This window comes from Cupriavidus sp. HE11, assembly GCF_056097175.1.
In genome coordinates this window covers 391,268-417,410 of record NZ_CP184465.1, presented here as the reverse complement: position 1 = coordinate 417,410, position 26,143 = coordinate 391,268, and the positions used below count along the sequence as shown (strand labels likewise).

The following is a 26,143-nucleotide window of genomic DNA, read 5'->3' as shown; positions in this document are numbered from 1 at the left end:
CGGGGATCAGTTGTTGGCGTCGACCAGCGTGCGGGCGTCCACCACCTTGTCGCGGTAGGCCTCGAAGATGCGGCGCAGTGCCTGCTCCATCGTCACCTCGGGCTTCCAGCCCAGTTCGTCGATGGTGTTGTCGATCTTCGGCACGCGGTGCTGTACGTCCTGGTAGCCCTTGCCGTAGAACTCGCCCGACGACGTCTCCACGATCTGCGTCTTGCGCGCTTCCTCGGCGTATTCCGGGTAATCGGCCGCCATCTTCAGCATCATCTCGGCCAGCTCGCGCACCGAGTGGATGTTCTTCGGGTTGCCGATATTGAAGATCTTGCCGCTGGCGACACCGTCCTTGTTCTCGATGATCTGCATCAGCGCCGAGATGCCGTCCGAGATATCGGCAAACGCACGCTTCTGCTCGCCGCCATCCACCAGCTTGATCGGCTCGCCGCGCACGATATGGCCCAGGAACTGCGTCACCACGCGCGACGACCCTTCCTTCGACTCGAAGATCGAGTCCAGACCGGCACCGATCCAGTTGAACGGGCGGAACAGCGTGTAGTTCAGGCCCTGTTCCATGCCGTAGGCGTGGATCACGCGGTCCATCAGCTGCTTGGAGCAGGCGTAGATCCAGCGCGGCTTGTTGATCGGGCCGTAGATCAGCGGCGAGGCCTCGGGGTCGAATTCCTCGTCCGCGCACATGCCGTAGACCTCGGAGGTCGACGGGAACACCAGGTGCTTGCCGTACTTCACGGCGCTACGCACGATCGGCAGGTTGGCCTCGAAGTCCAGCTCGAACACGCGCAGCGGGTTGCGCACGTAGGTGGCCGGCGTGGCGATGGCCACCAGCGGCAGGATCACGTCGCACTTGCGGATGTTGTACTCCACCCACTCCTTGTTGATGGTGATGTCACCCTCGGAGAAGTGCATGCGCGGATGGTTCACCAGGTCGCCCAGGCGGTCCGACGACATGTCCATGCCGTAGACCTCCCACTGCGTGGTTTCCAGGATGCGGCGCGTCAGGTGGTGGCCGATGAAGCCGTTGACGCCAAGAATCAGGACCTTTTTCATCGGTTTCCTTTCAAGACTGTGCAGGGATGATGTTCTGGAATTCGGTAACGGAGACCGGGCTCGCGTGGTCGGCACTGCTGCCTTCCAGCAGTTGCAGCACGCGCAGCGCGCCGCCGTCGCCACAGACGGCCACGATACGGCCGTCCAGCACGTGCAGGCCGGGCCGCAGCCCCGCCGGTACTGCACCGCCTTCAAGACGGCGTGCCTGGGCCACGATAAAGCGGCGCCCGGCGATGTCCGTGAACGCGCCGGGGTAGGGCGGCGCCACGGCACGGATCAGATTGTAAACGGCAGATGCGGGCAGGCCGAAATCGATGCGGCCGTCCTCGGGCTTGCGGCCGGAGAAATAGCTGCCATCGGCCAGGCGGTTCGGCCGCTTGGGTGTCTGGCCGGCCTTCATGGCGGGCAGCGCGCGCCAGAGCGTCTGCTCGGCCGCTACGGTGACCTTCTCGAAGACCTGGCCCGCCGTGTCGTCGGGCAGGATCGGCACGGCCGTCTGGTCGACGATATACCCGGCGTCGGGCTTGGCCTCCATCGCGTGCAACGTGGCACCGGTCTCGGTCTCGCCGTGCAGCACCGCCCAGTTCACCGGCACGCGGCCGCGATACTTGGGCAGCAACGATCCATGCATGTTGAACGCGCCGTGTGGCGCAATCGCCAGTACGTCGGCCGGGATCATGGCGCGGTAGTAGAACGAGAAGATCACGTCGGGCTGTGCCGCGCGTACCGCTTCGGCCAGCGCCGGGTCGGTTGGATCCTCGGCGTACAGGAACGACAGGTTCAGCTCGGCAGCGGTGTCGGCCACGCGCTGGAACCAGATGTTCTCGTCGGGCCGGTCGCGGTGGGTCACCACAAGGGCCACGTCCACGCCCTGCGCGTGCAGCACGCGCAGGCAGCGGTCGCCAACGTTGTGATAGGCAAAGACTACGGCGCGCACGATACCTCCGGCTTGCTGCCCTGTTTCGGGTCGCGTTCCAGCACCGCCTGGATGCGGTAGCGGGGCCGGTCGCGCACTTCCTGGTAGATCCGGCCGATGTACTCGCCCAGCAGGCCGATGCCGAACAGCATGATGCCGATCAGGAAGAACGTGAAGGCGAACAGCGTGAACACACCCTGGACTTCCGACCCGAAGATGAAGCGGCGTACAAGCAGCACCACGAACAGGCCGGCCGACGTGATCGACAGCATGGTGCCGATGGCCGAGAACCACTGCAGCGGCACGATCGAGAAACCGGTCACCAGGTCGAAATTCAGGCGGATCAGCTGGTACAGCGAGTATTTCGACTCACCCGCATGGCGTTGCTCGTGGCCCACCTCGATCTCGACCGGGTTGGACGAGAACGTATAGGCCAGCGCCGGAATGAAGGTGTTGACTTCGCGGCACGCGTTGATCGTATCGATGATGTTGCGGTCATAGGCGCGCAGCATGCAGCCCTGGTCCGTCATCTTGATCTTGGTGATCCTCTCGCGCAGGCGGTTCATGGCGCGCGACGCGTAGCGGCGCCAGGCGCTGTCATTGCGCTGGCGGCGGATGGTGCCCACGTAATCGTGGCCCTTGCGCATCTCGGCCACCAGGCGCGGGATTTCCTCGGGCGGATTCTGCAGGTCGGCGTCCAGCGTGATCACGATCCGGCCGCGCGTATGCTCGAAGCCGGCCAGGATGGCCATGTGCTGCCCGAAGTTGCCGTTGAACAGGATGACGCGCGTCACGTCGGGGCGCTTGTGGTACTGGGCGGCCAGCATTGCGGGCGACCGGTCCACGCTGCCATCGTTGACGAAGATGACCTCGTACGATTCGCCCATGCCGTCCAGTGCCGGATACACGCGGTCGAACAGCGCCTGCAGCCCGCCTTCCTCGTTGTAGACGGGGATGACGACCGAGACCTCGACAGGACTTAGTGAGAGAGACGTTTGCATGTTTCGCTGAGAGTTGCACAGACCCGCTCGACGTCGGCGGCCTGCATCGCGGGGAACAGCGGCAGCGTGACGATGCCACGGCCGATGCGTTCGGCATGCGGCAGCATGCCCTCGCGCCAGCCGAGCGAGCGGAAATAGGTAAACAGGTGGACGGGCGGGTAGTGGACGCCGGTGCCCACGCCTTGCTCGCGCATCGCTTCCATCACGAGCTTGCGGGCCTCGGCCGGGCCGCCGCGCAGGCGGTCGGTGGGCAGCACCACCTGAAACATGTGCCAGTTCGTGGTGGCCACGGTGGGGTCCAGCGGCACCGGCAGTTCGATGCCCAGGTCTGCCAGACCGGTCTCGGCCGCACAGCGGAAATAGGTCTCGGCCAGCTCCGCGCGGCGCGCGGTAATGGTGTCGAGGTGCTTCAGCTGCGCCAGGCCGATGGCCGCGTTGACGTCGGTCAGGTTGAACTTGCCGCCGGGCTCCTCGACGTCCATGCCGTCCATCCCGGTGCGGATCACGCCCTGCAGGCGCAGGCGCTCGGCGCGCTGTGCCTCTTCCGGCGTATTCATCACCAGGCAGCCACCTTCGATGGTGGTGATGTTCTTGTTGGCCTGGAAGCTGAAGCTGACCAGGTCGCCAAACGCGCCAATGCGCTGCCCGCGCCAGCGCGAGTCGATGGCCTGCGCGGCGTCTTCGATCACGCGCAGGTTATGGCGCTTCGCGATGGCATAGAGGCGATCCATGTCGACCGGCAGCCCGGACAGGTACACCGGCATGATGGCGCGCGTGCGCGGCGTGATGGCGGCCTCGACCGCGTCCAGGTCGATATTGCGCGTGACCGGATCGATGTCGACGAACACCGGCCGGGCGCCTACCGTCAGCACCACATTGGCGGTTGCCACCCAGGTGATCGGCGTGGTGATGACTTCGTCACCCGGGCCGATATCGGCAATGCGCAGTGCGATCTCCATCGTGGCCGAGCCATTGGAAAACGTGCGCACGGGGCGGCCGCCGAACAGTTCGGACAGCGCGGCCTCGAAAGCCTGCACCTTGGGGCCGGACGTGATCCAGCCTGACGCGAGCACCTTGCCCACATCGGCAATGGTGGCGTCATCGATCTGGGGGCGTACGAACGGCAGGAAATCCTGCGGAGCGGAAGCGGTCATGGGCGGTCAGGAACGGGCAATCAGGAAAACACCAGCAAGTATCAGCATGATGCCGGCCACGCGCAGCGGGCCAATCATCTCGCCAAACAGCCACCATGCGGCCAGGGCGTTGACGACATAGCCAAGCGACAGCATGGGATACGCAATCGATACATCCACGCGCGACAGGCCGACGATCCAGACCCCGACGCTGATCACGTAGCAGGTCAGCCCGGCGATTACCGGCCATTGCGTCAGCACCCGGAACGCCGTGGTCAGGATGGTGGCGCGCTCGATCGTGATCGCGCCCACGGCATTGGTGCCGGCCTTGAGCAGCAACTGGGCACAGGCGTTGAGCAATACGCCGGTGAAGATAAAGGCAAATGTCGAAAGATTCATCGGGTATTTCCGGCTTCCTGGGCCGGCGGCGGGAAATTGCTGGCGACGACACGCCGTACATCGCGTGCCACGACGTAGATCGGCACGTGCTGCGCCACCAGGCTGTCATACGTTTCCGGCGACATGATACCGAGCGCCGGCTGGCCGTCCTTCCATTTGGCGACGAACGCATCCATGGTCGGAATCCACTTGTCCGGTTCCTGTTGGGTGCCGAACTCCAGTTCGTCCGGGGCTGCAACCATGGTCAGCGTACGGCCCAGGTAGAAGGGTAGTGTGTGATCCAGCATCCCCACGCCGTACAGCGGCATGTCGTCCTTGAGCACGGCCTTGATGGCTGGCAGCATGTCCACGCCCGCCGCACGGCGGCCCATTACCTCATGGCCGAGCAGGCCGATCGTACAGGTCAGGAACATCGACAGCGCAAACGCGGCAACGCTCGGAAACACCCCGCGGGTGCGCAGCAGCCGGCGCGCCAGCAGCATGCCGGCCAGCAGTACGGCAAACGCCACACCAATATAGACGGCGAAGGCGCGGAACACTTCATTCGGATTGGTTTCCCGCTCCAGCGTGGCAACCACGGGTGCGGCCAGCAGGCCCACCACGGCCAGTACCAGCAGCGCATTGATCTGGCGATTCCACGACCGGTCGCTGATCTGGTCAAGCGCCACGGCGGCCAGAATGGCCAGGGCAGGGAACACCGGCACGATATATCCGGGCAGCTTCGACCCCGACATGCTGAAGAAGACGAAGATCGCCGCGAACCAGACCAGGCTTAGCAGGGCCGGCTGGAACGGCTTGCCGCCGGCGCCGCGCTGGGCACCGGTGCGGTCGCGCACCACCTCCCACATGCGCGGCACCAGGCCCAGCCAGGGCAGCATGCCCGCCAGCAGCAGCGGCACGAAATACCAGATCGAGCCCTTGCGCGAATGCACCGTGGACGTGTAGCGGTCCCAGTGCTCGTGGATAAAGAAAAAATGAGGAAATTCGGGGTTCTTCGTTGAAATCAGCCAGAACCAGGGCACGGTGACCACCAGCATCGCCAGGATGCCGGTTGGCAGGTGCAGGCGCCGCCACAGGCCGAGATCTCGTGTCAACAGCGTATAGACCACCAGCACCAGGCCGGGCAGGGCGATGCCGACCAGCCCCTTGGTCAGGATGGCGATGCCCATGGATGCCCAGCACGCCAGCATCCACGCCCGGCGGGCGCCAGGCGACGTATCGGGATGCTGGGCCAGCAGCATGCAGGCCAGCACGCACGCCAGGGCGCCGGACAGCGTCATGTCCAGCGAATTGAAGTGGCCCGCCACGCTCCACATCGGCATGGCCAGCATGACCAGGCCGGCCAGCAGCCCGGCGCGGCATCCGAACCAGCGCGCGGTGGCCCACATCGTCATGCCAAGGCCGACGATGCCCGACAGCGCCACGCACAGGCGCGCCTGCCAGTCGCCCACGCCAAACAGTTCGTAGGCGATGGTGGTCACCCACATGTGGAATGGGGGTTTTTCGAAGTACTTCAGGGCGTTGTAGCGGATCGTCACCCAGTCGCCCGTGACGAACATCTCGCGCGAGATCTCGGCATATCGGCCTTCGTCCGGACGCAGCAGGTGGCGGGCATCGAGCGTGCCGAACCAGACCAGCAGCACGCCGATCACGACGAGCACAACCATGCCGACAGGCAGCCCGGCTTGGCGCGTGGGCGAAGAACTACGCATATTTCTCCTGAAGTGGCCGGGATCCCGGAGGCTGTTCCTACGTCCGCCTTGTGGCGAACACCCCACAACGCGGCACGCCCCGACATGGTGGACACGCGCAGGCAAGGCGGCTGCGCCCGCGCACGGCCTGAAATTGGCGCGTGTCCGGAGGCCAGCTTTCGGGCATGGCGACCGCTACGGGCGCGCAATGGTAGCACGAGCGCATTTCCCGCCTCGCCGTTTTGGCGTGCAACAGGCACTGGGCGCGGCCTTCCGGGCACCGCAGGCCATTTCCGCCGCGCCGATTTCGCGTAATACTTGCGCCATTCCGGCACATTTCTGGCAGAAGCTGACCCTGCCGCCGCCGGCCATTGGAAACGGACGATCGCCATGAAACCGGCGCTGCTGTGGTTGCTGACTGGTGTAATGAGTACGGCATTTGCGCAGGCATCGGCCCCCGATGCCGCGCCAGTGTCGGGCATGTCGCCCCCGATGCCGAACGGCGCGGCCCTGTGCGACGCACCGTGGTTCCGCTCCGGATCACGCGTGCAGATGGAGGGCGATGGCTCCATGCCGATGTCCATCACGATGACTCTGCGCGATGTCATGCGCACCGCCCGTGGCTGCAGCGCCCAGCTGGAAGTCCGCTCCAAGTCTGCGCTGTCGGCGCTGATGGGCCCGCCGGTTGTCATGGATCAGGTCCACGAGATCAATATCGACCGCAACGTCGCCACGTCGCGTACCCGTATCGACAGCCGTAACGCCGTGATCAATGCCCGTGCGCGCTATGCGCGGATGTTCGGCGAGGCATCGTTCAATGGCAGCGGCGTGTTCAACTACGCAGGCGTGGAAATCAAGGAAGGCGCCACCCTGGAAGGCGAAACCTTCCAGTCCAGCGTGTCGCTCAAGATCTATCCGCTGGGCAAGGACGAAGTGGTTGGCACGATGCAGGCGCTGCATGCGTCGATCATCGTCGGCTCTCGCCACGTAGGCCGCAAGCAGATGATCAACACGGTCATGGGCCGAAAGGAATGCATGCCCATTACCTATGAAAAACGCACCTCGCTCGGCCCACTGATGGTGGGCGACGAACTGCTGCAACTGGAACCGAGCGTGCTGCACGTCACCGACTGGTACTGCCCGATGGAAGCATTCGTGCTTCGCACGGAAATCCGGCAGAACAACGAGGTGCAGCGTGTGGACGTGACGGCGCTGGAGATGCTGCCGGAGGAGGAGCAGTAGACCCGGCCCGGCGTTGACCGGGCACGCATGCGCGGGGGGAGCGCCTTGAAATCACTTTAGTGCATATTGAGGCACAAAATCAAAAAGGAGCCCAAGGGCTCCTTTTTGCGTCCAGAACCGCCAGACGTTCAATTGCCCTGTGCCGGCTTTTTCGTCGGGGCCTTCTTCGACTTCGACTGCTTCGGGGCGGCCGTCGACTGGTCGGTCAGGTCGGCGCGGGTGCTCTTGTTTGCACCTTGCGAATACGGGTCGAATTTGTCGCCGGACTTGGCGCCCTGGCTGTAGGTGTCGAACTTCTCGCCAGCCTTGGCGCCCTGCGAATACGGGTCGAACGACTTCTTGTCCTGTGCGATGGCAGCCACGGATGCAGTGGCCAGACCTAGCGCGACGGCGGTGGCGATCAATTGCTTCATGGAAATCTCCTCTGAGTTGCCGCCCGGTGGCGTTTCACGGTGGCGGTCGCGTTGTCGCTGGTCCTACCGGGCGGTAGAACCAGGCTCAGGCCAGTGTGGACAAGGCCGTAAAGGGCGTCAACTCAGGGCTTTTCCGGGGGAGCACCCCATAAAATGCTTATTCCGTCACAACGTCGGAGGGGTGCTTCCAGGCTTGCAGCACTTCTGCCGACGGCGCCAGTGCCAGGTTGGTGCCACGGGTGCCGATCGGCTGCTGGAACCAGCGTTTCTGCAGGGCAGCCGCCTCGGGGCTGGCAAAGGTCTTCGCCAGCGTCTGGTCGACCAGTTGCTTCCATTCCGGATCGGCCTTGGACATCATCAGCGCGTTCTGTTCCACCGACAGGGCCGGGCCGACGATCACGTACTGGGACGGATCCTTCGACTTGGCGCGCAGGCCGGCCAGCAGCACGTCGTCCATCACGAACGCCTGGGCGCGGCCAGTTTCCAGCAGCAGGAACGATTCGCCATGGTCCTTGGCATAGACGTCGCGGAAACCATACTCGCTCTTCAGCCGGCGCACGTGGCGGTCGCCCGTGGAGCCGGCGCTGGTCACCACGGTCTTGCCGCGCAGGTCATTGAACGACTTGATGCCGGAGTCGGCCCGCACCAGCATGCGCACCGTGGAAACATAGTGCGACACACTGAATGCCACCTGCTTCTGGCGTTCGAGCGTATTGGTGTTGGGTGCGCAGTCCAGGTCGGCCAGGCCGTTGACCATGGCCGGAACGCGGTTCTGCGGCGTCAGCGGCAGCCAGCGCACCTTCAGGTCTTTCAGTCCCAGCTTCTGCTTGGCCGCTTCGGCCACGCGCAGGCACAGATCCACCGCATAGCCGGCCGGCTGGCCCTTGTCGTCGGCAAACGAGAACGGCAGGGCGGACTCGCGATAGCCGAGCGTGATGGTGCCGGTGTCACGGATCTTGTCCAGGACGGGGCTGGGGCTTTGCGCGTGGACGGCCGGCACGATGGCGGCGGCCAGGGCAACAACAGCCGTCAGGCGGCGGAACGAGGAGAAGGCAACAGTCAGGGACATGTTCGGGGCAAGGCACGGAAAGACGCAAGGGTATACCCCCGGCCATTGCGCACGAAGAATTTGTTTCTTATTAGCTAATGCCCGAGAGTAGTGCAATGAAAGTTGCCTTTTCGCCACGCCGTACACGGAATTACAACCGTTACGGCAGCGGTTACCGGTCGCCCCAAGGCTGAATGCACCGATGCGAGTACAATTCGGCCCACTTTGCACCCCCACGAAGAACAAATGAGCCCCCGTCCTTCCCGTCTGGCGTGTGTAGACGCGCTGAAGGCGGTCAGCTCGCAGCTGATCGTATTGCACCACCTGGCGTTCTACGGGCCGATGTCCGATGCCGCCCAGTCACTGGCGCCTGGCTTGATCGGCTGGCTGGCCGACTATGCGCGCATCGCCGTGCAGGTCTTCCTGGTCATCAGCGGCTTCCTGGCCGCGCGCAGCCTGGCCCCCGGCGGGCGCCTGACTGCCGCCAGCCCGGTGCTGACGATCTGGCGCCGCTACCAGAAACTGGTGGTGCCGTTTGCCGCCGCCATCTTGGTGGCAATTGCCGGTGCCGCCATCGCGCGCACCTGGATGCAGCACGATTCCATCCCGGCCGCGCCGCATCTGGCGCAGTTCGTGGCTCATGTCCTGCTGCTGCACAACATTCTCGATGTGGACGCGCTGTCCGCCGGCGTCTGGTATATCGCCATCGACCTGCAACTGTTCGCGCTGATGGTGCTGGCGCTGTGGTTCGCCCGGGCCGTGGTCCGCGACGCGTTGCCGCTCGGCGTGCCGCTGGTGGGAGTGCTGGCAATGGCCTCGCTGTTCTGGTTCAACCGCGATGCGTCGTGGGATATCTGGGCCATCTATTTCTTTGGTGCCTACGGCACGGGATCGCTGGCCTACTGGGCGTCGAATCCGGGCCGCTCGGTCATGCCGCTGATGGCGCTGGCCGCCATCGGCCTGGCCGCGCTGGCGGTGGACTTCCGGTTGCGCATTGCGGTGGCGCTGGCAACGGCATTGCTGCTGGCCGTCTCGCGTCGCGGCGGCTGGCTGGAGAGCTGGCCAGCCGGACGCCTGACCGCGTACTTCGGCCGGATTTCCTATTCGGTGTTCCTGGTGCACTTTCCGGTCTGCCTGGTGGTCAATGCCGTGGTTACCCATTTCGTTCCGGGCCGGCCGGTGCTGAATGCGCTGGGCATGGGCCTGGCCTGGGTCGCCAGCAATGCCGCCGGGGCGCTGTTCCATCGCTATGTGGAGGCCGCCAACCCCGTGCGGGCCATGGTGGACTGGCTGACCGCCGATCTGCCCCAGCGTGGGCGCGAGCGCCTGGGCCATCGCGCGGAAGGCTGAGCCTCTCGCCCCTTCATCGCCGGAACGGCACGTTCGATCGAACGTGCCGTTTTTGCTTGTGCCGACGGTCATCCCCGGCCGGCGCCGGGATCCGGTGCGCGCTGCACCGCGATGTACCGCACGCGCCATCCGGACGGTGGCACCAGGCACGCCGACGGTGCGTACGGGATGCCACCAACCGTAACAACCCCACTTGGGCGTTGGCACGAACGTTGCCTACTATGAACATGTAAACCTGACCATCTGGTCAGGATTCGTGTTCCGGTTTCATACCGGGGAGGCGACCATGTCCGACCATATCGTCCTGACCTCGCACGCGCGCCGCGACAAGCCGGCCGAGCCGATCCACTGGGGCGCGCCCACCGCGGCCGAGCGGGGGCCTGTGATCGCCAGCCTGACAGACCCGGCGCAGCGCAACGTGATCGGTACGCATGCCGGGGCCTACGCGATCTATCGCGCGCTGGCCGTGGCTTCGGGCAGCCTCCAGCGGGCGCACCGCCCCGACCTGACCGACACGGCGCCGGCCGAGCCGATCGGCCCGCATGCGCAGTGGGGCGACCCCGACAAGATCGTGTCGCTCGATCCCTGGGGCCATCTGGTATCGACGGTCTTTGCCGACCGCATCGCAGCCGGTTTCGATATCCGGCCGACCATTGCCATCACGCGCGCCCATATCAATATGCCGGAACTGGTGGCGGCCATCGCGGCGGGCCGCCTGGCACCGGACGGCGACATCCTGTATGCCAACGGCGATGTGCGCGTCACCAAGGCCGCCATCGACCCGGTCTGGTATCTGCCCGGCATCGCCCGCCGGTTCAATATCAAGGAAAGCATCCTGCGCCGCAGCCTGTTCGAGCAGACCGGCGGCATGTTCCCGGAACTGGTCACACGGCCAGACCTGAAGGTCTTCTTGCCGCCCATCGGCGGCATGACGCTCTATTTCTTTGGCGATATCAGCAAGCTGGGCAAGCCCGAGACCAAGGTGGCCTGCCGCGTCCACGACGAATGCAATGGTTCCGACGTCTTTGGATCCGATATCTGCACCTGCCGGCCCTACCTGGCGCATGGCATCGAAGTCTGTATCGAGATGGCGCAGCAGGGCGGCGTTGGCCTGGTGGTCTATAACCGGAAGGAAGGGCGCGCGCTGGGCGAGGTGACCAAATTCCTGGTCTATAACGCACGCAAGCGCCAGGTGGGCGGCGACCGGGCCGAAACGTATTTCGCGCGCACCGAATGCGTGGCCGGGGTGCAGGACATGCGCTTCCAGGAACTGATGCCCGATGTCTTTCACTGGCTGGGGATCCGGCGGATCGACCGCTGGGCCTCGATGAGCAACATGAAGCATGGCGCGCTGACGGCGCAGGGAATCGAGGTGGTGGAGCAGGTGCCCATCCCCGAGGCCCTGATCCCGGCCGATGCGCGCGTGGAAATCGATGCGAAGGTGGCGGCGGGTTACTTCACCAGCTACACGCCGCCTGATGCCAACGAACTCGCCCTGGCAAAGGGCAGGGGGTTGAACGAATGAACGAGCATCCCGCAGGAGGTACGACCGGACACGAACCCGGCGCGGGCAGCGGCTGGCATAGCCCGGTGCCGCCCGATCATCCCGCTTCCGCACTGCTGAGCGGCGAGGCGGTGCGCACGCATTGCGCGGTCGTGACCGAATTCGTCGCATCCGGCGAGTCTGAACTGTTTACGTGGCATCCGGACCGGATCCACGCCATTGCAGACTACGTGGCGGCCACCATCCGGCGCCGCTACCCGGATCTCCAGGTGCCTTATCACAGCCGCTGGCGCCATTTCGAAAGCGGCGGGCCGGGGAATGAGTCGATCAACCGGTGGCAGATCCTGTGCGAGCGCGCGGGCATGTCCGGCGCCGATCATTGCGCGGAGCGCGCGCGCATCGGCATCGACCTGGTCATTCCGAGCGTGCTGCTGGACGCCGGCGCAGGCCCCGACTGGCGCTATCGGGATCCGGCCAGCGACATGATGCTGACGCGCTCCGAAGGGCTCGGCGTGGCGAGCTTCGACCTGTTCGCCCGGGGCGGCTTCTCGGCCGAATCGGGCGATCCGCTGCGCGCCGATGCAGAGCGGCTGGCGCGTATCGATGCCTCGACCATTGCCACGGCCTTCCAGGTGGCCCAGCACAACCCGCTGGTGGGCCTGGAAGGGCGCGCCGGCCTGTTGCGCCGGCTGGGCGAGGTCATGCAGGCCACCCCGGCGGTCTTCGGCACCCCGGCGCGGCTGGGCAACCTGTTCGATTACCTGGTTGCCCACGCCAGGGACAACCGCATCGAGGCCGGTTTCGTGCTGCGCACGTTGCTGGTGGCGCTGGGTCCGGTCTGGCCGGGACGGGTGCAGATGGAGGGCGTGTCGCTGGGGGACTGCTGGCGGCATCCGGCGGCGCCCGGCGGGCTGGTGCCGTTCCACAAGCTCACGCAGTGGCTGACCTATTCGCTGCTGGAGCCACTGGAGGATGGCGGCCTGGTGGTCGTGGGGCTCGACGCGCTGACCGGGCTGCCTGAATACCGGAACGGCGGCCTGCTCTACGACTTCGAGCTGACGGTGCCGCGCGACCGCGCATTCGCCGAACGGTCCCATACGGTGGACGAGCCCGAAATCGTCGAGTGGCGCGCGCTGACCGTCACGGGCCTCGACCTGGTGGCCGATGCGGTGCGTCAGGCGCTGGGGCTCAAGGAAGAAGACTTTCCGCTGGCGCGCGTGCTGGAAGGCGGCACGTGGGCGGCGGGCCGCCGTATCGCGGCACAGCGCCGGCCACCGGGCGGGCCGCCGCCATTCGCGATCCAGAGCGACGGCACGGTGTTCTAGCAGCAACACGGTATTGCACGGCAGTTCCTGACAGACAGGCAGCCAGAGCGTGGCGGGCCCGGGGGCCCGCTGCGCCCGGCCAGGCGAAATTCGGATGACCAAGGAGCGCAGCATGAACGACATGTCGGACGTACCCACGGCCGTGCAGGCCTTTGCCGAAACGGAAGGCACGGCGGCGCCCGCGGTAATGGTGGTCAACCACCCGCTGGTGCAGCACAAGGTCACGCTGGTGCGCAGCGAGGAAACCACCACCGACAACTTTCGCCGCCTGGTGCGCGAGATCAGCCAGTTGCTGACCTACGAAGCCACGCGCGACCTGGCGATGGAGACCATCGCCATCAAGACGCCGATTGCGCCGATGCAGTCGCCGGTGCTGTCAGGCAAGAAGCTTTGCCTGGTGTCGATCCTGCGGGCCGGCAACGGTTTCCTGGACGGCATGCTCGATCTTCTGCCGGCGGCGCGCGTGGGCCACATCGGCCTGTATCGCGACCCCGAAACGCTGGAGCCGATCGAGTACTACTTCAAGATGCCCGAGGATATCGAGGAGCGTTTCGTGATCGTGGTGGATCCGATGCTGGCGACCGGCAACTCGGCCATCGCCGCCATCAACCGGCTGAAGGAGGCCGGCGTGACCACCATGAAGTATGTCTGCCTGATCGCCTCGCGCCCGGGGCTGCGGGCGCTGCAGGCCGCGCACCCGGACGTGGCCATCGTCACCGCCGCCATCGACGAGCAGCTGAACGAGCACGGCTATATCGTGCCCGGCCTTGGCGATGCCGGCGACCGGCTGTACGGCACCAAATGATGGACGCCCTGGCGCGCATGCCATCGTCGGCGCGCGGCATCGAACCCCGGCCCGGGCCGCCGGGCGGCCGCATCCGGCAGGAGAACGAGGCGTTGATCGTGCGCGCCGCCGAGTACGTGTTCGCGCGTGCGGGCTTTGCCGGGGCCACGATGGCCGATATCGCCGCCCGCGCCGGGGTGCCGAAGTCAAACCTGCATTACTACTTCCGGACCAAGCAGGCGCTGTATCGCGCGGTGCTGGCCCATACGCTGACGTTGTGGTTGTCCGAGACCGACATCATCAGCGCCGAGCACTCGCCCCGGCTGGCGCTGGAACAGTACATCCGGGCCAAGATGCGCCTGTCGGCCAGCCATCCCGACGCGTCGCGCGTGTTTGCCAACGAACTGCTGCACGGTGCGCCCGAGATCGGCAACGTGCTACGCCAGGCCCTGCGCGAACTGGTGGCACGCAAGGCGATGGTGATCCGGACGTGGATCGAGGGCGGCCGGATGGCGCCCGTGGATCCATATCACCTGTTCTTCACGATCTGGGCCGCCACCCAGACCTATGCGGACTTCGAGGCGCAGGTGTGCGCCGTGCTCGGCGTGAGCCAGCTTGACGCCGACGACTTCGAGCATGCCACCGAGCACCTGGTGGCGCTGCTGCTGCGGGGCTGCGGGCTGCAGGAGCCAGATTCCGACCCGGATTCCGAGCCAGACCCAACGCGCGCCTGAGCCGGCGCATCTATCCATCGCAAGACATCAACCACGCGCCACGAGCGCACACAACGTAAAAAAGGGGAGTGAATTCATGCACAAGGGAAGCGATCGTCGCAACTGGCTGAAAGCCGCTGCGGCGGCCACCGCGCTGGCTGCCATGGGCCTGTCGCCGGGCGTGCAGGCGCAATCGAAGGTCAAGGTGGCCGCGGTCTACACGGTGCCGGTGGAGCAGCAATGGGTGTCGCGCATCCACAAGGCGCTCAACGAGGCCAAGGCGCGCGGCGAGATCGACTATGTGTTCTCGGAAAGTGTGTCGAACGCCGACTACGAACGCGTGATGCGCCAGTACGCCGAACAGGGTTCGGGGCTGATCGTCGGCGAGTCGTTCGCTGTAGAAGGCGCGGCCCGCAAGGTCGCCAAGGACTATCCGAAGACGGCCTTCCTGATGGGATCGTCGGGCAAGCCGCAGGCGCCGAACTTCTCGGTATTCGACAACTACATCCAGGAGCCGTCGTACCTGACCGGCATGATCGCGGGCGGCATGACCAGGACCAACCATATCGGCATGGTGGGCGGCTACGCGATCCCGGAGGTCAACCGGCTGATGCACGCCTTCATGGAGGGTGCCCGCGAAGTGAATCCGAAGGTGAAGTTCACGGTGAGCTTTATCGGCTCGTGGTTCGACCCGCCCAAGGCCAAGGAAGCCGCGTTCGCGATGATCGACAAGGGCGCCGACGTGCTCTACGCCGAGCGCTTTGGCGTGTCGGACGCCGCCAAGGAACGCGGCAAGCTTGCCATCGGCAACGTGATCAACACCCAGCCGCAGTACCCGGCCACGGTGGTGGCATCGGCTCTCTGGAACATGGAGCCGACGATCGCGGCCGCGCTGGCGAAGGTCAAGGCCGGCCAGTTCAGGAACGAGGACTACGGCCAGTATTCGCTGATGAAATTCAAGGGCGCGGAACTGGCGCCCCTGGGCACCTTCGAGGGCAAGGTGCCGGCCGACGTGATGGCCAAGGTCAAGGCGAAGGAGAAGGCGATCCTCGACGGCAAGTTCACCGTCAAGGTGGTGGAGACCGAGCCAAGGTCGACGCCCTGAGCCACCGGCTGGCTCTCCGGCGCGTGCTGCGCATGGCCCCGTTCAGATGGACGGGGCCGCTTCGTTTCGTTCGTTCTGATTTCTGAAAATCGATGCCCCAGGAACCGCCGGTGCTCCGGCTCTCGCACATCACCAAACGGTTTGGCCCGCTGCTGGCCAACGACGATATCTCGCTCGACCTGCATCGCGGCGAAGTCCTGGCCCTGCTTGGCGAAAACGGCGCCGGCAAGAGCACGCTGGTCAATATCCTGTTCGGCCACTACATTGCCGACGCGGGCAGCGTCGAGGTGGATGGCGTGACGCTGCCGCCCGGCAATCCGCGCGCTGCGCTGGCGGCGGGGGTGGGCATGGTCCACCAGCATTTCACGCTTGCCGACAACCTGTCGGTGCTCGACAACATCCTGATCGGCACCGAGCCGCTCTGGCGCTGGCGCCAGCAGCGTGGCGCCGCGCGGGCACGCATCGACGATCTGGCGCGGCGCTTCGGCCTGGCGGTGCAATCGCAGGCGCGCGTGGGATCGCTTTCCGTGGGCGAACGCCAGCGCGTGGAAATCATCAAGGCGCTCTATCGCGGCGCGCGGGTGCTGATCCTGGACGAACCCACGGCTGTGCTGACGCCGCAGGAGGCCGACAGCCTGTTCGCCACGCTGGCACAACTGATTGCCGAAGGGCTGTCAGTCATTTTCATCAGCCACAAGCTCGACGAGGTGCTGCGCGTCTCCCATCGCGTGGCGGTGCTGCGCGGTGGCCGGCTGGTGGCGGATCGTCGTGCCGATGCCACCGGCAAGGCGGAACTGGCCGAACTGATGGTGGGACGTCGCGTGGAGATGCCTACGCGCGCGGCCAGCCCGGCCGGGGGCGATGTCGTGGCGTCGCTTGACCGCGTCAGCGTCGCCACGGCGGCGGGCCGGCAGGGCCTGCATGACGTGACGCTCGACCTGCGTGCCGGCGAGATCGTCGGTATCGCGGGGGTATCGGGTAATGGGCAGGTGGCACTGGCCGAGCTGATGAGCGGAGTGGCGGCAGCCTCGTCCGGCCGCATCACGGTGTGCGGTGCGGCGTTGCCGGCGTCGCCCCGGCGCTGGATCGGGGCCGGTGTGGCGCGCATACCGGAAGACCGGCACGCCGAAGGCGCGGTGGGCGATCTCGCCGTCTGGGAAAACATCATCATCGAGCAGCTTGGCAATCGTGCCTTCGTGCGGGGCGGGGTGATCCGTGGCGCGGCATCGCGGCGCTTTGCCGGCGAGCTGGCAGGCCGGTTCGATGTGCGCGGCGGCGGGATCGACGTGCCGACGCGCACGCTGTCGGGCGGCAATATGCAGAAGCTGATCCTGGGTCGAGCCTTCTCGGTGCGTGGCGAGCGGGTGCCCGCTCTGGTGGTCGCCAGCCAGCCAACCTGGGGGCTCGATATTGGCGCTGTCGCGTACGTGCGCGGCCTGCTGCTCGATGCCGCCGCGCAGGGGGCGGCCGTGTTGCTGATCTCCGAAGATCTCGACGAACTGATGGCGCTGTCCGACCGCATCGCCGTCATGCACGCCGGCCGACTCAGCATGGCGCGTGCCACGCCGGCATGGACGCTTGCCACGCTTGGCCTGGCGATGGCCGGTGCCGATGGCGCGCAGGCGCACGCGGAGGTGGCCCATGCGGCTTGAAGCCCGAACCTCCGTATCACGTAGCGCGCTGGTGATGGCGCCGATTGGCGCGATCATCGTTACGCTGCTGATCTGCGCACTGCTGGTGGCGCTGGCCGGAGCGCCCGTCGGCAAGGCCTACCTGCTGTTGCTGGAAGGTGGATTCGGGTCGCGCTTTGCGTGGTCCGAGACGCTGACGCGTGCCACGCCGCTGATCCTGACCGGGCTGGCCGTCGCCGTGGCGTTCCGCACCCGGCTGTTCAATATCGGCGCCGAGGGCCAGCTCTACCTTGGCGCGCTGGCGGCAGTGGCCGTGGGCGGGCAGGTGGACGGCGCGGCGGCGCCCTGGGCGGCATCGCTGCCCGATGGCGTGCTGTTCGGCCTGATGGTGGCCGCCGGCATGCTGGCCGGCGCGTTGCTGCTGCTGCTGCCCGCAGTACTCAAGCTCAGGCTGGGCGTAGACGAGGTGGTGACCACGCTGCTGCTCAATTTCATCGTCCTGCTGGGTGTGTCGCTGATGCTCGATGGCCCGATGAAGGATCCGCTGGCGATGGGCTGGCCGCAGTCGGTGGCGCTGGTGCCGGAACTGGAACTGGCCCGGCTGATGGAGCGATCACGCGTGCACAGCGGCTTGCTGGCCGCCGTGGGGCTGGCCGTGCTGGGCTGGGCGGTGAACCGCTTTACGGTCTTCGGGCTGCAGATGCGCGCAGTGGGGGCCAACGCCCGTGCGGCGGCGTTCGCCGGCATGTCGGTCACGCGCGTGACGTTGCTCGCGGCGGCGCTGTCCGGGGCGCTTGCAGGCCTGGCCGGGGTGGTGGAGGTGGCCGGCCGCACCGGCTACCTGACGCTCGACATGTCCCCCGGCTACGGCTACACGGGGGTGGTGATCGCCATGCTGGCGGGCCTGCATCCGGTGGGCGTGGTGGCATCGGCCATATTCGTGGCCGGCATCCTGGTGGGGGCGGACGGCATGAGCCGGGCCGTTGGCGTGCCCAACACGATTGCCGATGTGATCGTGGCGGTGGCACTGCTCGCCATGCTGGTGGCGACGATGCTCACGCGCTATTGCATTCGTTTTGACCGGACCGGGAAGGTGGCCTGATGGAACTGTTCGATATCGTGTCCGGCGCGCCGTTCTGGATTGCCGTGCTGCGCGTGGCCACACCGCTGATCTTCGGCACGCTCGGTGTGCTCCTGTGCGAACGCGCCGGCGTGCTGAACCTGGGCATCGAAGGCATCATGGTGGCCGGCGCTTTCTCGGGCTGGCTGGCCGTGTACCACGGGGCGCCGCTGTGGGGCGGCGTCGCCGCCGCCGCCGGGGTGGGGTTGCTGTTCGGGCTGCTGCATTGCTGGCTGACCGTGTCGATGGCGCTGTCGCAGCACGTGGCGGGGCTGGGCGTGACCATGCTGGCGACCAGCGTGTCGTACTACGCCTACCGGCTGGGCTTTGCCCAGGTCTCGACACCGCCGACGATCACGCCGTTTGCGCCGATGGCGTGGTGGGCTGGCGTGCCGCTGATCGGCCCGGTCATGGCGGCGGAGACGGCGCTGACGCTGCTGGCGCTGCTGATGGCGCCTCTGCTGGCGTGGCTGCTATATCGCACGCCGCTGGGGCTGGCGCTGCGCATGGTGGGCGAGAACCCGGCCGCGGCCGAGGGGCAGGGCATCCGCGTGGGCGCGGTGCGCATCGGCGCGATCATGGCCGGATCGGCGCTGATGGCCGTGGGCGGTGCATTTCTCACGCTGTCGGCGTTCAACGCCTTCTTCTTCAACATGATCAATGGCCGGGGCTGGATCTGCGTGGCGCTGGTGGTATTCGCGTCGTGGCGGCCGGGCCGGGCGTTGCTGGGCGCGCTGTTGTTCGCGGCCTTCGACGCGCTGCAACTGCGGCTGCAGCAGGGCGGGGCCAGCCTGCCGGGCCTGCCGCCGCTGCCGTACCAGATCTACCTGATGCTGCCTTATATTCTGTCGATCCTTGCGCTGGTGCTGGTGGCGCGCCGCGCGGCCTATCCGCAGGCGCTGATGAAGCCGTACCGCAAGGGCGAACGCTGAACACTTCCGGAAAATTTACCCATGCTCGATACCATCCTGCGTCACTGCAACCTGCCCGATGGCCGCACAGACGTTGACATTGGCATCTCCGCCGGCCGCATTACGGCGGTCGAGCCCCGGCTGTCGGCCACGGCTGGCGAGGAGATCGACGCGGCGGGGCAGCTTGTGTCGCCGCCCTTCGTCGATGCGCATTTCCACATGGATTCCACGCTGTCGTACGGCCTGCCGCGCGTGAACCAGTCCGGCACGCTGCTGGAGGGTATCGCGCTGTGGGGCGAACTCAAGCCGCTGCTGACGCAGGACGCCATCGTCGACCGCGCGCTGGCCTATTGCGACTGGGCCGTCGCCAAGGGGCTGCTGGCGATCCGCTCGCACGTGGACGTATGCGATCCGCGCCTGCTGGCTACCGAAGCACTCCTGCACGTGCGCGAGCGTGTGAAGCCGTACCTCGATCTGCAATTGGTGGCGTTTCCGCAGGATGGCGTGCTGCGCGCGCCGGGCGCGCTCGACAACCTGCGCCGCGCGCTGGACATGGGCGTCGACGTGGTCGGCGGGATTCCGCATTTCGAACGCACGATGGCCGACGGCGCGGCATCGGTAAAGCTGCTGTGCGAAGAGGCCGCCGCGCGCGGGCTGCGCGTGGACATGCACTGCGACGAGAGCGACGACCCGATGTCGCGCCATATCGAGACGCTGGCCAGCGAATCGGTGCGGCTGGGGTTGCAGGGGCGGGTCACGGGATCCCATCTGACGTCGATGCACTCGATGGACAACTATTACGTGTCGAAGCTGCTGCCGCTGATGCGCGAGGCCGGCGTGGCCGCCATCGCCAATCCGCTGATCAACATCACGCTGCAGGGCCGCCACGATACCTATCCGAAACGCCGTGGCATGACACGCGTGCCGGAACTGCTGGCCGCCGGCATCCCGGTGGCGTTCGGCCACGACTGCGTGATGGACCCCTGGTACAGCCTGGGGTCGGGCGACATGCTGGAGGTAGCCCACATGGGCCTGCACGTGGCCCAGATGACGGGGCAGGACGCCATGCGCGCCTGTTTCCGGGCAGTGACCGAGACCCCTGCGGCCATTCTCGGGCTGGACGGCTACGGCGTGGCACCTGGCTGCCGCGCCGACCTGGTGCTGCTGCAGGCCCGTGATCCGGTCGAGGCGATCCGGCTGCGGGCCACGCGGCTGCTGGTGATGCGCGCAGGAAAGGTAGTAGCGCGCACGGCGCCCGCCACGGCCACGCTGTCGCTACCGGGCCGGCCCACGGAAGTCGACTTCGGGCTACATCGCAACTGAGCTTTTTTTGAAGTTTCTGCGAGAAGGGTGTTGACAGGGTGAGTGCTACTCAGCATAATCACGTTCTTCGCATCGCCGCAGCAATGTAGCGAAACGAAGCCCAGATGGCGGAATTGGTAGACGCACTAGGTTCAGGTCCTAGCGGTGGCAACACTGTGGAGGTTCGAGTCCTCTTCTGGGCACCAATATTTGAAAGCCCTGCTCATCGAGCAGGGCTTTTTCATTTCTGCCGCGCCTTTCGAATTTGGCGATTTGGTGACCTCGTCCGACATCGTCTCTCTCAACCCCGATCTCCGCCTTTTAGCGGGCGACGCTCCCCACATTCGGCTCTAACCATCACGCGGGCTTTGACCTATGCTCAAGCTTATCGGGCATGGTTCACACAACGCCCGACGAGGTGGTCGCCATGTCCGTACAGCTGATGTGCGGGAGAGAGGAGTGTGCCGGACGGCTGTCTGGCAGGGCGCATTGCGCCTGCCTGCATGCTGCGCACCCCGGTCTCCCCCTGTGTTTCGTACTTGCGCTGCTGGCCTGCGCCGTGGTTCATGCTGAGGAATCCCTGGACGGCATGTCAGGACGTGATGCACTGCAGTTCGTGCAGCATGCGCGGGCCCCCGATCCACCACCGGCCGACCAGGCCGCGCCGCCGGCCATGCCGGAAGACGCCACGCCATCGATCGTGCCGCCGCGCATGGTGGTCGCCGACGACGACCCCGACTTGCCGATCCCCGTGCATGCATCGCGCACGTTGCCGGAATCGGCGCCCGAGTCCGAGCCCATCGCGATCAACCTGGCCAGCATCGACCGTGTCGTCGAGCGGTTCGGCGGCGCGCCGCGGGTCCCGCTCGTCCATGCGGAAGACGCAACCACCGCCACCGGCCTCATCGACAGCCGTGCGCGCAGCATGGCAGTGGCGCTCGATGCGCCGTTGTCGCGCAGCGGCATGGGGATGACGCTGCAATCGCGCGTGGAGATGGCGTATCGGCCAGGCATGGCACCCGTACCGGGCAACTGGGATGCGCCGCCCGGGGAGGTCAGCGCCACGGGGCTGGCTGTGCGGCTCTATGGCTCGAAGCCGACCCGGCTGAGCGGCGTCTATCCATTCGTCGAGGCAGACTGGTGGCAGGACAATCGCGCGAAGACCATCAACATCAATGGCACGCGTATCGACACCGATCTGCTGCGCGGGCTGTTCTCGTTCAACATCGGCGCGCACAGCAGTTCGACATCGGGTCTGAGGCTCTGGATGAAGGCGCGCGCCGGCCGCAATGCGGGTGGCACGCTGGGCGCCAGATATCGCTGGTAAACGAAAACAGCATGCCGGCGCGCGGCCAGTGAAATAATTTTGATAAAACGCTTGCGCGCAAGGTGAATTGCGATACAATGCGTCCCTCGCGTGCGGCTGTAGCTCAGTTGGATAGAGTACTTGGCTACGAACCAAGGGGTCGTGGGTTCGAATCCTGCCAGCCGCGCCACCTATTGGAAGGGCCTCCAGCAATGGAGGCCCTTCGTCATTTCGGGCCACTGTTTGGGTCACCATCCGGGTCTCCAACTGGGTCACCATCCGGGCCATCATCGCGCGCCTGGAAGCCGTACCCTCCTCAATCTCGCGGCCAGCCGTACGCAATGCGTGCGCGCCTACTGCGTGACGCCTTCCACACAATTTCCCCAGCCCCGGCGGATGCGCTAGAGGCAGTGTTCGGTATCCCCCTGAAGCCGGTACTGGGGTCATTGACATTGGCCGAGTCGCGGGCACATCATTCGTTCGGAATAGATGCGCCTCCGGAGCTACACGCGTCCCCCCCGGACCCGTTGTGCAAACTACCCGGAAGGCCGCCACCACACAGGGAAACGGGGTCATGAACCGATCGATACGCCAACTGGCAAGCGTGGTCGCGCTTGCCGCCTTCCTTGCCGCATGCGCGTCCGCGCCGCCGCCCGCACCGGACGTTCCGGCCGCGGAGCAGCCGCCATCGGACCAGGCGATGAAGGCGCTCTCCGCAGAGGTGTTTACATATGGCTATCCGCTCGTGCTGATGGATGTCACGCGCGAGGTGATGACTGCCAAGACACCCGTCAATACATTCAATCACAGTCGCGCCTTTCCGGATGCCACGTACACCACGGTGGTGAGCCCGAACGCGGATACGCTGTACTCGACGGCCTGGGTGGATGTTTCCAGGGAACCGGTCGTACTGTCCGTGCCCGATACGGCGGGCCGCTACTACGTGATGCAGATGCTCGATGCCTGGACCAACGTGTTCGCGTCGCCGGGCAAGCGCACGACGGGCACACGCCGTGGCGCTTTTGCGATTGTCGGCCCGGACTGGGAAGGTACGTTGCCCAAGGGTGTCACCGAAGTGCGCGCGCCGACCAGCATGGTCTGGCTGATTGGCCGGATTCAGACTAACAGCAAGGCGGACTACGCCAACGTTCACCGCCTGCAGGACCAGTTCCGGCTGGTGCCGCTGTCAGCCTGGCGCAAGGGCTCGCGGACCACGCCGCCGGCCACGCCGCGCGCCGGGCTGATCGATACCGAAACGCCACCGTCCGAGCAGGTGGCGGCGATGGACGCCCAGGCGTTCTTCAGCCGCATGGCCGCGTTGCTGCCAGACAATCCGCCCGGGCCCGATGACGTGGCGATGCTCGAAAAGATGCAGCGCATGGGCATCAAGGCTGGCGAACCCTTCAAGACCACGGTGCTGGAGCCATCGACGGCGCGCGCCGTGCAAGAGGGCGCCACTGCGGCGCTGGCCACCATCTCCGCCAACGCACGCAAGAGCGCGGCGGGCAGCACCGGCTGGCGACTGCAGCGCGACACGGGCGTGTACGGCGCCGATTTCGAACGCCGCGCGGTGGTGGCGATGTTCGGGCTGGGCGCCAACCTGGCAGAAGACGCTGTCTATCCGGTTGCCCGTGCCGATGCAACGGGCCGTCCGTTCGATGGCGGCAGCCGCTATGTCCTGCATTTCGACAAGGGGCAGCTCCCGCCGGCCAAGGCGTTCTGGTCGCTGAGCGCCTACAACAACAAGCAGGCCTTCGCCAACAATCCGCTCCAGCGCTACACCATCGGCAGCCGCGACCGGCTGCGCTACAACCGTGATGGCTCGCTCGATATCTATATCCAGTACGAGCGCCCCGCACCCAACCAGGTAACGAACTGGCTGCCGGCACCGCCCGATGCATTCAGCCTGATGCTGCGCGCTTACTGGCCCGAGCAGGTCGTGCTCGATGGCAAATGGATGCCACCGGCCGTGCAGCGCGTGAACTGATTCGCGTCGCCCGGCAGGCCATGAAAAAGCCCTTCCAGAGTGGAAGGGCTTTTTGTTTCGGGGCACCGGCGGGGCTGGCAAAGCCGCCAGCTAGAACTTGTACTTCACCCCGGCGTAGAACGCGCGGCCGACACCCGGATAGAACACTGCGGTGTTGGCCGTGCGTGCATCGGTAACCGTGCTGAAGTCGCTGATATAGCGCTTGTCGGCCAGGTTGCGGGCGTCGAGGTACAGCGTCACGCCGCGCTCGAACTCGTAGCTGGCCTCGATACCGAACAGCACGTACGAGGGCACCTTGAGCGTGTTGGCGTAGTCCACGTAGGCGCCGGTCGGCACCCAGTCGATCGTACCCGCCACGCGCAGGCGGCTGTTGCGGCTGTAGGCCAGCGTGGTGCGCAGCACGTGCTTTGGCACCCCCGCGATGCGATTGTTGCCGTAGACCGGATCGTTGTCGAAGCGGAAATCGCTGTAGTTCCAGATCTGCGATACGGTGACCTTGTCGCCCTTGCCAATGACGTCGCGCAGCACGTCGGCACTGGCACCCAGTTCCACACCCTGCAGCACCGTCTTGTTGGCGTTGAAGGTCGACGCCGGGATATCGGCGCTTACCGTGTACTGCAGCAACTGGTCGCGCAGCAGCGACCGGTATGCCGTGACGTCCCAGGCAAAGCGGTCCCACTTGCCGCGCGTGCCCAGTTCCAGCGTCCAGCCGTGCTGGGCCGCCAGCGGCACGAACTGCTGGGTGGTGCCGATGGTCTGGCTCAGGTCGGTGAAGTCCGGCACATCGGCGCTGCGCGTGATGTCGATAAATGCCTGGATGTCGGGCTTCGGTTCCCAAAGCACCCCGAACTTCGGGTTGACGCCGCTGAACGTGGCGCCATCGGACTTTGCCGTCGGATTCGCCGGCAGGCCGCCGTAGTCGGTGTATTCGCGCCGGTTGCGGTAGGCCTTGGCGCCGGCCATCAGCGCCACCGTGGGCAGCACGTACAGCCGGTCTTCCAGGTAGGCCTCGTAGTTGTAGGCGTCCTGCTTTGCGTTCAGCGTCTGGGCGCCGCGATTGCCGTTGACGTTGACGTACTGGCGCGCGTCGTTATTGCCGCCGAAGAAGCGCGCGCCGGCAATCAGCTGGTTGCGCATGCCGGCCAGCGTGAAGTTGCCCGTGTAGCGCGGCGCGAAGCCGTATGTCCAGCTGTCCTGGTCCACCACCTGGAAGATCGGGTGGTACAGGCTCTTGTGGATGCCCCAGGTGGTCAGGTCGATCTGCCCGTTATCGAGCTTGATGCTCGTGACGTTCGCCAGCCGCTCGGTGCGGGTGTTGCGCGCCTGATCGCCTGCCAGCGCACTGGCCGATGCCATGCGCGGCGTGGTCAGCGCCTGGTTCAGCGTCAGCGCGCCGGGCAGCAGCTGGTCGACGATATAGGCGCCGAAGTAGAAGCGCGTTTCGACGGCTGGACTGAAGCGATAGCCGACATTGGCGTTGATCTGCTCGTACTGGCCGCGTTCGTGATTGCGCCAGCCTTCCGAATGGCTGACCGTGGCATTGGCCAGGAAATCCCATTGGCCGATCTGGCGCGATACCTGGCCGCTGCCGCGTAGGGTGCCAAAGCTGCCGCCGTCCACGCGCACCATGTTCTGTGCATCGGACGTCAGCGCCGTTGGCGTGGTGAAATTGATCGCACCGCCGAGCGTGGTGCTGCCATAGGCCAGGCCGTTGCCGCCCTTGTAGACCTCGGCGGCGGACAGCGCCAGCGGATCGATCTGGTAGAAATCACCACTGCCATCGGCAAAGTTGGTGGGCACGCCGTCCTGCAGGATCTCGATGCCGCGCGTATGGTAGCCACGCGCCACGCCGGACCCGCGAATCGACAGGCGCAGTTCCTGGCCGTAGCGTTCCTGCACGTAGACGCCGGGCGAGTCCTTCAGGACATCGCGCAAGTCGTACGCATAGGTATTGGTGAACGACTGCGCATCGACAAAGCCGACCGACCCGGCCGACTGGAACACCGACTGCCGTTGCCGGGCCACGCCGGGCGCGGTCAGTGATCCGGCTGCGGCAGCAGTGGCCGTCACGGTGGGCAGGGTAGGGATAGCGGCGGCATCCGGGCTGGTGACGGTTGCCGATTGGGCGAAGGCAGCGCTGGACAGTGCGGCTGCAGGCAGCGCCGCGACGCGGCGCCATGGTGTGGCTCGTTTCATTCCTATT

Annotated in this window: 23 protein-coding genes and 2 tRNA genes; 16 read left to right on the top strand and 9 right to left on the bottom strand. The window is 66.0% G+C overall.

The window, feature by feature from the left end; translation table 11 throughout:
* Positions 1–6 precede the first annotated feature (6 nt).
* The 6 genes from ACOABP_RS19345 to ACOABP_RS19320 are packed head-to-tail and all read right to left on the bottom strand — an operon-like array spanning position 7 to position 6,220.
* The gene (locus ACOABP_RS19345; protein ID WP_474229573.1) at positions 7–1,059 is read right to left on the bottom strand and encodes a bifunctional UDP-4-keto-pentose/UDP-xylose synthase; all 1,053 of its coding nucleotides are present in this window, start codon (positions 1,057–1,059) and stop codon (positions 7–9) included.
* A gap of 10 nt (positions 1,060–1,069) precedes the next feature.
* Complete coding sequence (locus ACOABP_RS19340) at positions 1,070–1,996, bottom strand: formyltransferase (RefSeq protein ID WP_474229572.1); 927 nt, start codon at positions 1,994–1,996, stop codon at positions 1,070–1,072.
* Positions 1,984–2,976: a glycosyltransferase gene (locus tag ACOABP_RS19335; protein WP_474229571.1), complete on the bottom strand. Its 993-nt coding sequence runs from the start codon at positions 2,974–2,976 to the stop codon at positions 1,984–1,986. The genes ACOABP_RS19340 and ACOABP_RS19335 overlap by 13 nt, the downstream gene beginning before the upstream one ends.
* Positions 2,955–4,130 carry a DegT/DnrJ/EryC1/StrS family aminotransferase gene (locus tag ACOABP_RS19330; RefSeq protein WP_474229570.1) on the bottom strand — a complete coding sequence of 392 codons (1,176 nt, stop codon included), beginning with the start codon at positions 4,128–4,130 and terminating at the stop codon, positions 2,955–2,957. Before ACOABP_RS19330 ends, ACOABP_RS19335 begins: the two co-directional genes overlap by 22 nt.
* Before the next feature lie 6 nt (positions 4,131–4,136).
* Entirely contained in the window at positions 4,137–4,508 is a 372-nt protein-coding gene (locus ACOABP_RS19325) for a DMT family transporter (protein WP_101685443.1), read from the bottom strand.
* Positions 4,505–6,220, bottom strand: coding sequence for a glycosyltransferase family 39 protein (locus ACOABP_RS19320; protein WP_474229568.1), 1,716 nt, complete (start codon positions 6,218–6,220; stop codon positions 4,505–4,507). Before ACOABP_RS19320 ends, ACOABP_RS19325 begins: the two co-directional genes overlap by 4 nt.
* Positions 6,221–6,589: 369 nt before the next feature.
* Between ACOABP_RS19320 and ACOABP_RS19315 the strand changes: the two genes are divergently transcribed.
* The gene (locus ACOABP_RS19315) at positions 6,590–7,441 is read left to right on the top strand and encodes a hypothetical protein (RefSeq protein WP_474229567.1); all 852 of its coding nucleotides are present in this window, start codon (positions 6,590–6,592) and stop codon (positions 7,439–7,441) included.
* Positions 7,442–7,569: 128 nt separating this feature from the next.
* Here ACOABP_RS19315 and ACOABP_RS19310 read toward each other — a convergent pair whose 3' ends face one another.
* Complete coding sequence (locus ACOABP_RS19310) at positions 7,570–7,854, bottom strand: amino acid ABC transporter permease (protein WP_066739945.1); 285 nt, start codon at positions 7,852–7,854, stop codon at positions 7,570–7,572.
* Positions 7,855–8,011: 157 nt separating this feature from the next.
* Positions 8,012–8,923: an amino acid ABC transporter substrate-binding protein gene (locus tag ACOABP_RS19305; RefSeq protein ID WP_474229565.1), complete on the bottom strand. Its 912-nt coding sequence runs from the start codon at positions 8,921–8,923 to the stop codon at positions 8,012–8,014.
* Between the two features lie 225 nt (positions 8,924–9,148).
* Between ACOABP_RS19305 and ACOABP_RS19300 the strand changes: the two genes are divergently transcribed.
* The 15 genes from ACOABP_RS19300 (at position 9,149) to ACOABP_RS19230 (ending at position 23,940) form a co-directional block, all read left to right on the top strand.
* On the top strand, positions 9,149–10,252 hold the full coding sequence (locus ACOABP_RS19300) for an acyltransferase family protein (RefSeq protein ID WP_474229564.1): 1,104 nt from the start codon (positions 9,149–9,151) through the stop codon (positions 10,250–10,252).
* A 286-nt stretch (positions 10,253–10,538) separates the two neighbouring features.
* The gene (locus tag ACOABP_RS19295; protein WP_474229562.1) at positions 10,539–11,777 is read left to right on the top strand and encodes a GTP cyclohydrolase II; all 1,239 of its coding nucleotides are present in this window, start codon (positions 10,539–10,541) and stop codon (positions 11,775–11,777) included.
* Entirely contained in the window at positions 11,774–13,081 is a 1,308-nt protein-coding gene (locus tag ACOABP_RS19290; RefSeq protein ID WP_474229561.1) for a URC4/urg3 family protein, read from the top strand. The genes ACOABP_RS19295 and ACOABP_RS19290 overlap by 4 nt, the downstream gene beginning before the upstream one ends.
* A 112-nt stretch (positions 13,082–13,193) precedes the next feature.
* The gene (gene upp / locus ACOABP_RS19285) at positions 13,194–13,886 is read left to right on the top strand and encodes a uracil phosphoribosyltransferase (protein WP_474229559.1); all 693 of its coding nucleotides are present in this window, start codon (positions 13,194–13,196) and stop codon (positions 13,884–13,886) included.
* A 17-nt stretch (positions 13,887–13,903) separates the two neighbouring features.
* On the top strand, positions 13,904–14,599 hold the full coding sequence (locus tag ACOABP_RS19280; RefSeq protein ID WP_474230448.1) for a TetR family transcriptional regulator C-terminal domain-containing protein: 696 nt from the start codon (positions 13,904–13,906) through the stop codon (positions 14,597–14,599).
* 76 nt (positions 14,600–14,675) lie between these two features.
* Positions 14,676–15,683, top strand: coding sequence for a BMP family protein (locus ACOABP_RS19275; protein WP_474229558.1), 1,008 nt, complete (start codon positions 14,676–14,678; stop codon positions 15,681–15,683).
* A gap of 92 nt (positions 15,684–15,775) precedes the next feature.
* Positions 15,776–17,335: an ABC transporter ATP-binding protein gene (locus ACOABP_RS19270; RefSeq protein WP_474229556.1), complete on the top strand. Its 1,560-nt coding sequence runs from the start codon at positions 15,776–15,778 to the stop codon at positions 17,333–17,335.
* Complete coding sequence (locus ACOABP_RS19265; protein WP_474229554.1) at positions 17,325–18,416, top strand: ABC transporter permease; 1,092 nt, start codon at positions 17,325–17,327, stop codon at positions 18,414–18,416. Before ACOABP_RS19270 ends, ACOABP_RS19265 begins: the two co-directional genes overlap by 11 nt.
* Entirely contained in the window at positions 18,413–19,366 is a 954-nt protein-coding gene (locus ACOABP_RS19260; RefSeq protein ID WP_474230447.1) for an ABC transporter permease, read from the top strand. Before ACOABP_RS19265 ends, ACOABP_RS19260 begins: the two co-directional genes overlap by 4 nt.
* 21 nt (positions 19,367–19,387) lie before the next feature.
* Positions 19,388–20,668: an amidohydrolase family protein gene (locus ACOABP_RS19255; RefSeq protein WP_474229552.1), complete on the top strand. Its 1,281-nt coding sequence runs from the start codon at positions 19,388–19,390 to the stop codon at positions 20,666–20,668.
* A gap of 98 nt (positions 20,669–20,766) precedes the next feature.
* Positions 20,767–20,853, top strand: a tRNA-Leu gene (locus ACOABP_RS19250).
* 4 nt (positions 20,854–20,857) lie between these two features.
* Positions 20,858–21,001 carry a hypothetical protein gene (locus ACOABP_RS19245; RefSeq protein ID WP_474229550.1) on the top strand — a complete coding sequence of 48 codons (144 nt, stop codon included), beginning with the start codon at positions 20,858–20,860 and terminating at the stop codon, positions 20,999–21,001.
* Positions 21,002–21,236: 235 nt separating this feature from the next.
* A complete protein-coding gene (locus ACOABP_RS19240) occupies positions 21,237–21,974 on the top strand; it encodes a hypothetical protein (RefSeq protein ID WP_474229548.1) in 738 nt (245 codons plus the stop codon).
* A 92-nt stretch (positions 21,975–22,066) separates the two neighbouring features.
* A tRNA-Arg gene (locus ACOABP_RS19235) sits at positions 22,067–22,143 on the top strand.
* A gap of 384 nt (positions 22,144–22,527) precedes the next feature.
* Positions 22,528–23,940 (top strand): DUF1254 domain-containing protein, encoded by a 1,413-nt coding sequence (locus tag ACOABP_RS19230; protein ID WP_474229546.1) that lies wholly within the window; start codon positions 22,528–22,530, stop codon positions 23,938–23,940.
* Between the two features lie 90 nt (positions 23,941–24,030).
* On the opposite strand, the gene ACOABP_RS19225 is transcribed toward ACOABP_RS19230, so the two are convergent.
* Entirely contained in the window at positions 24,031–26,136 is a 2,106-nt protein-coding gene (locus tag ACOABP_RS19225) for a TonB-dependent receptor family protein (RefSeq protein WP_474229544.1), read from the bottom strand.
* Positions 26,137–26,143 lie beyond the last annotated feature (7 nt).

Bases quoted from the DNA above. Each gene is read 5' to 3' on its own strand.
- ACOABP_RS19345 (WP_474229573.1), bottom strand. From the start codon at position 1,059: ATGAAAAAGGTCCTGATTCTTGGCGTCAACGGCTTCATCGGCCACCAC.
- ACOABP_RS19335 (WP_474229571.1), bottom strand. From the start codon at position 2,976: ATGCAAACGTCTCTCTCACTAAGTCCTGTCGAGGTCTCGGTCGTCATC.
- ACOABP_RS19330 (WP_474229570.1), bottom strand. From the start codon at position 4,130: ATGACCGCTTCCGCTCCGCAGGATTTCCTGCCGTTCGTACGCCCCCAG.
- ACOABP_RS19325 (WP_101685443.1), bottom strand. From the start codon at position 4,508: ATGAATCTTTCGACATTTGCCTTTATCTTCACCGGCGTATTGCTCAAC.
- ACOABP_RS19320 (WP_474229568.1), bottom strand. From the start codon at position 6,220: ATGCGTAGTTCTTCGCCCACGCGCCAAGCCGGGCTGCCTGTCGGCATG.
- ACOABP_RS19315 (WP_474229567.1), top strand. From the start codon at position 6,590: ATGAAACCGGCGCTGCTGTGGTTGCTGACTGGTGTAATGAGTACGGCA.
- ACOABP_RS19310 (WP_066739945.1), bottom strand. From the start codon at position 7,854: ATGAAGCAATTGATCGCCACCGCCGTCGCGCTAGGTCTGGCCACTGCA.
- ACOABP_RS19305 (WP_474229565.1), bottom strand. From the start codon at position 8,923: ATGTCCCTGACTGTTGCCTTCTCCTCGTTCCGCCGCCTGACGGCTGTT.
- ACOABP_RS19300 (WP_474229564.1), top strand. From the start codon at position 9,149: ATGAGCCCCCGTCCTTCCCGTCTGGCGTGTGTAGACGCGCTGAAGGCG.
- ACOABP_RS19295 (WP_474229562.1), top strand. From the start codon at position 10,539: ATGTCCGACCATATCGTCCTGACCTCGCACGCGCGCCGCGACAAGCCG.
- ACOABP_RS19290 (WP_474229561.1), top strand. From the start codon at position 11,774: ATGAACGAGCATCCCGCAGGAGGTACGACCGGACACGAACCCGGCGCG.
- upp (WP_474229559.1), top strand. From the start codon at position 13,194: ATGAACGACATGTCGGACGTACCCACGGCCGTGCAGGCCTTTGCCGAA.
- ACOABP_RS19280 (WP_474230448.1), top strand. From the start codon at position 13,904: ATGCCATCGTCGGCGCGCGGCATCGAACCCCGGCCCGGGCCGCCGGGC.
- ACOABP_RS19275 (WP_474229558.1), top strand. From the start codon at position 14,676: ATGCACAAGGGAAGCGATCGTCGCAACTGGCTGAAAGCCGCTGCGGCG.
- ACOABP_RS19270 (WP_474229556.1), top strand. From the start codon at position 15,776: ATGCCCCAGGAACCGCCGGTGCTCCGGCTCTCGCACATCACCAAACGG.
- ACOABP_RS19265 (WP_474229554.1), top strand. From the start codon at position 17,325: ATGCGGCTTGAAGCCCGAACCTCCGTATCACGTAGCGCGCTGGTGATG.
- ACOABP_RS19255 (WP_474229552.1), top strand. From the start codon at position 19,388: ATGCTCGATACCATCCTGCGTCACTGCAACCTGCCCGATGGCCGCACA.
- ACOABP_RS19240 (WP_474229548.1), top strand. From the start codon at position 21,237: ATGTCAGGACGTGATGCACTGCAGTTCGTGCAGCATGCGCGGGCCCCC.
- ACOABP_RS19230 (WP_474229546.1), top strand. From the start codon at position 22,528: ATGAACCGATCGATACGCCAACTGGCAAGCGTGGTCGCGCTTGCCGCC.
- ACOABP_RS19225 (WP_474229544.1), bottom strand. From the start codon at position 26,136: ATGAAACGAGCCACACCATGGCGCCGCGTCGCGGCGCTGCCTGCAGCC.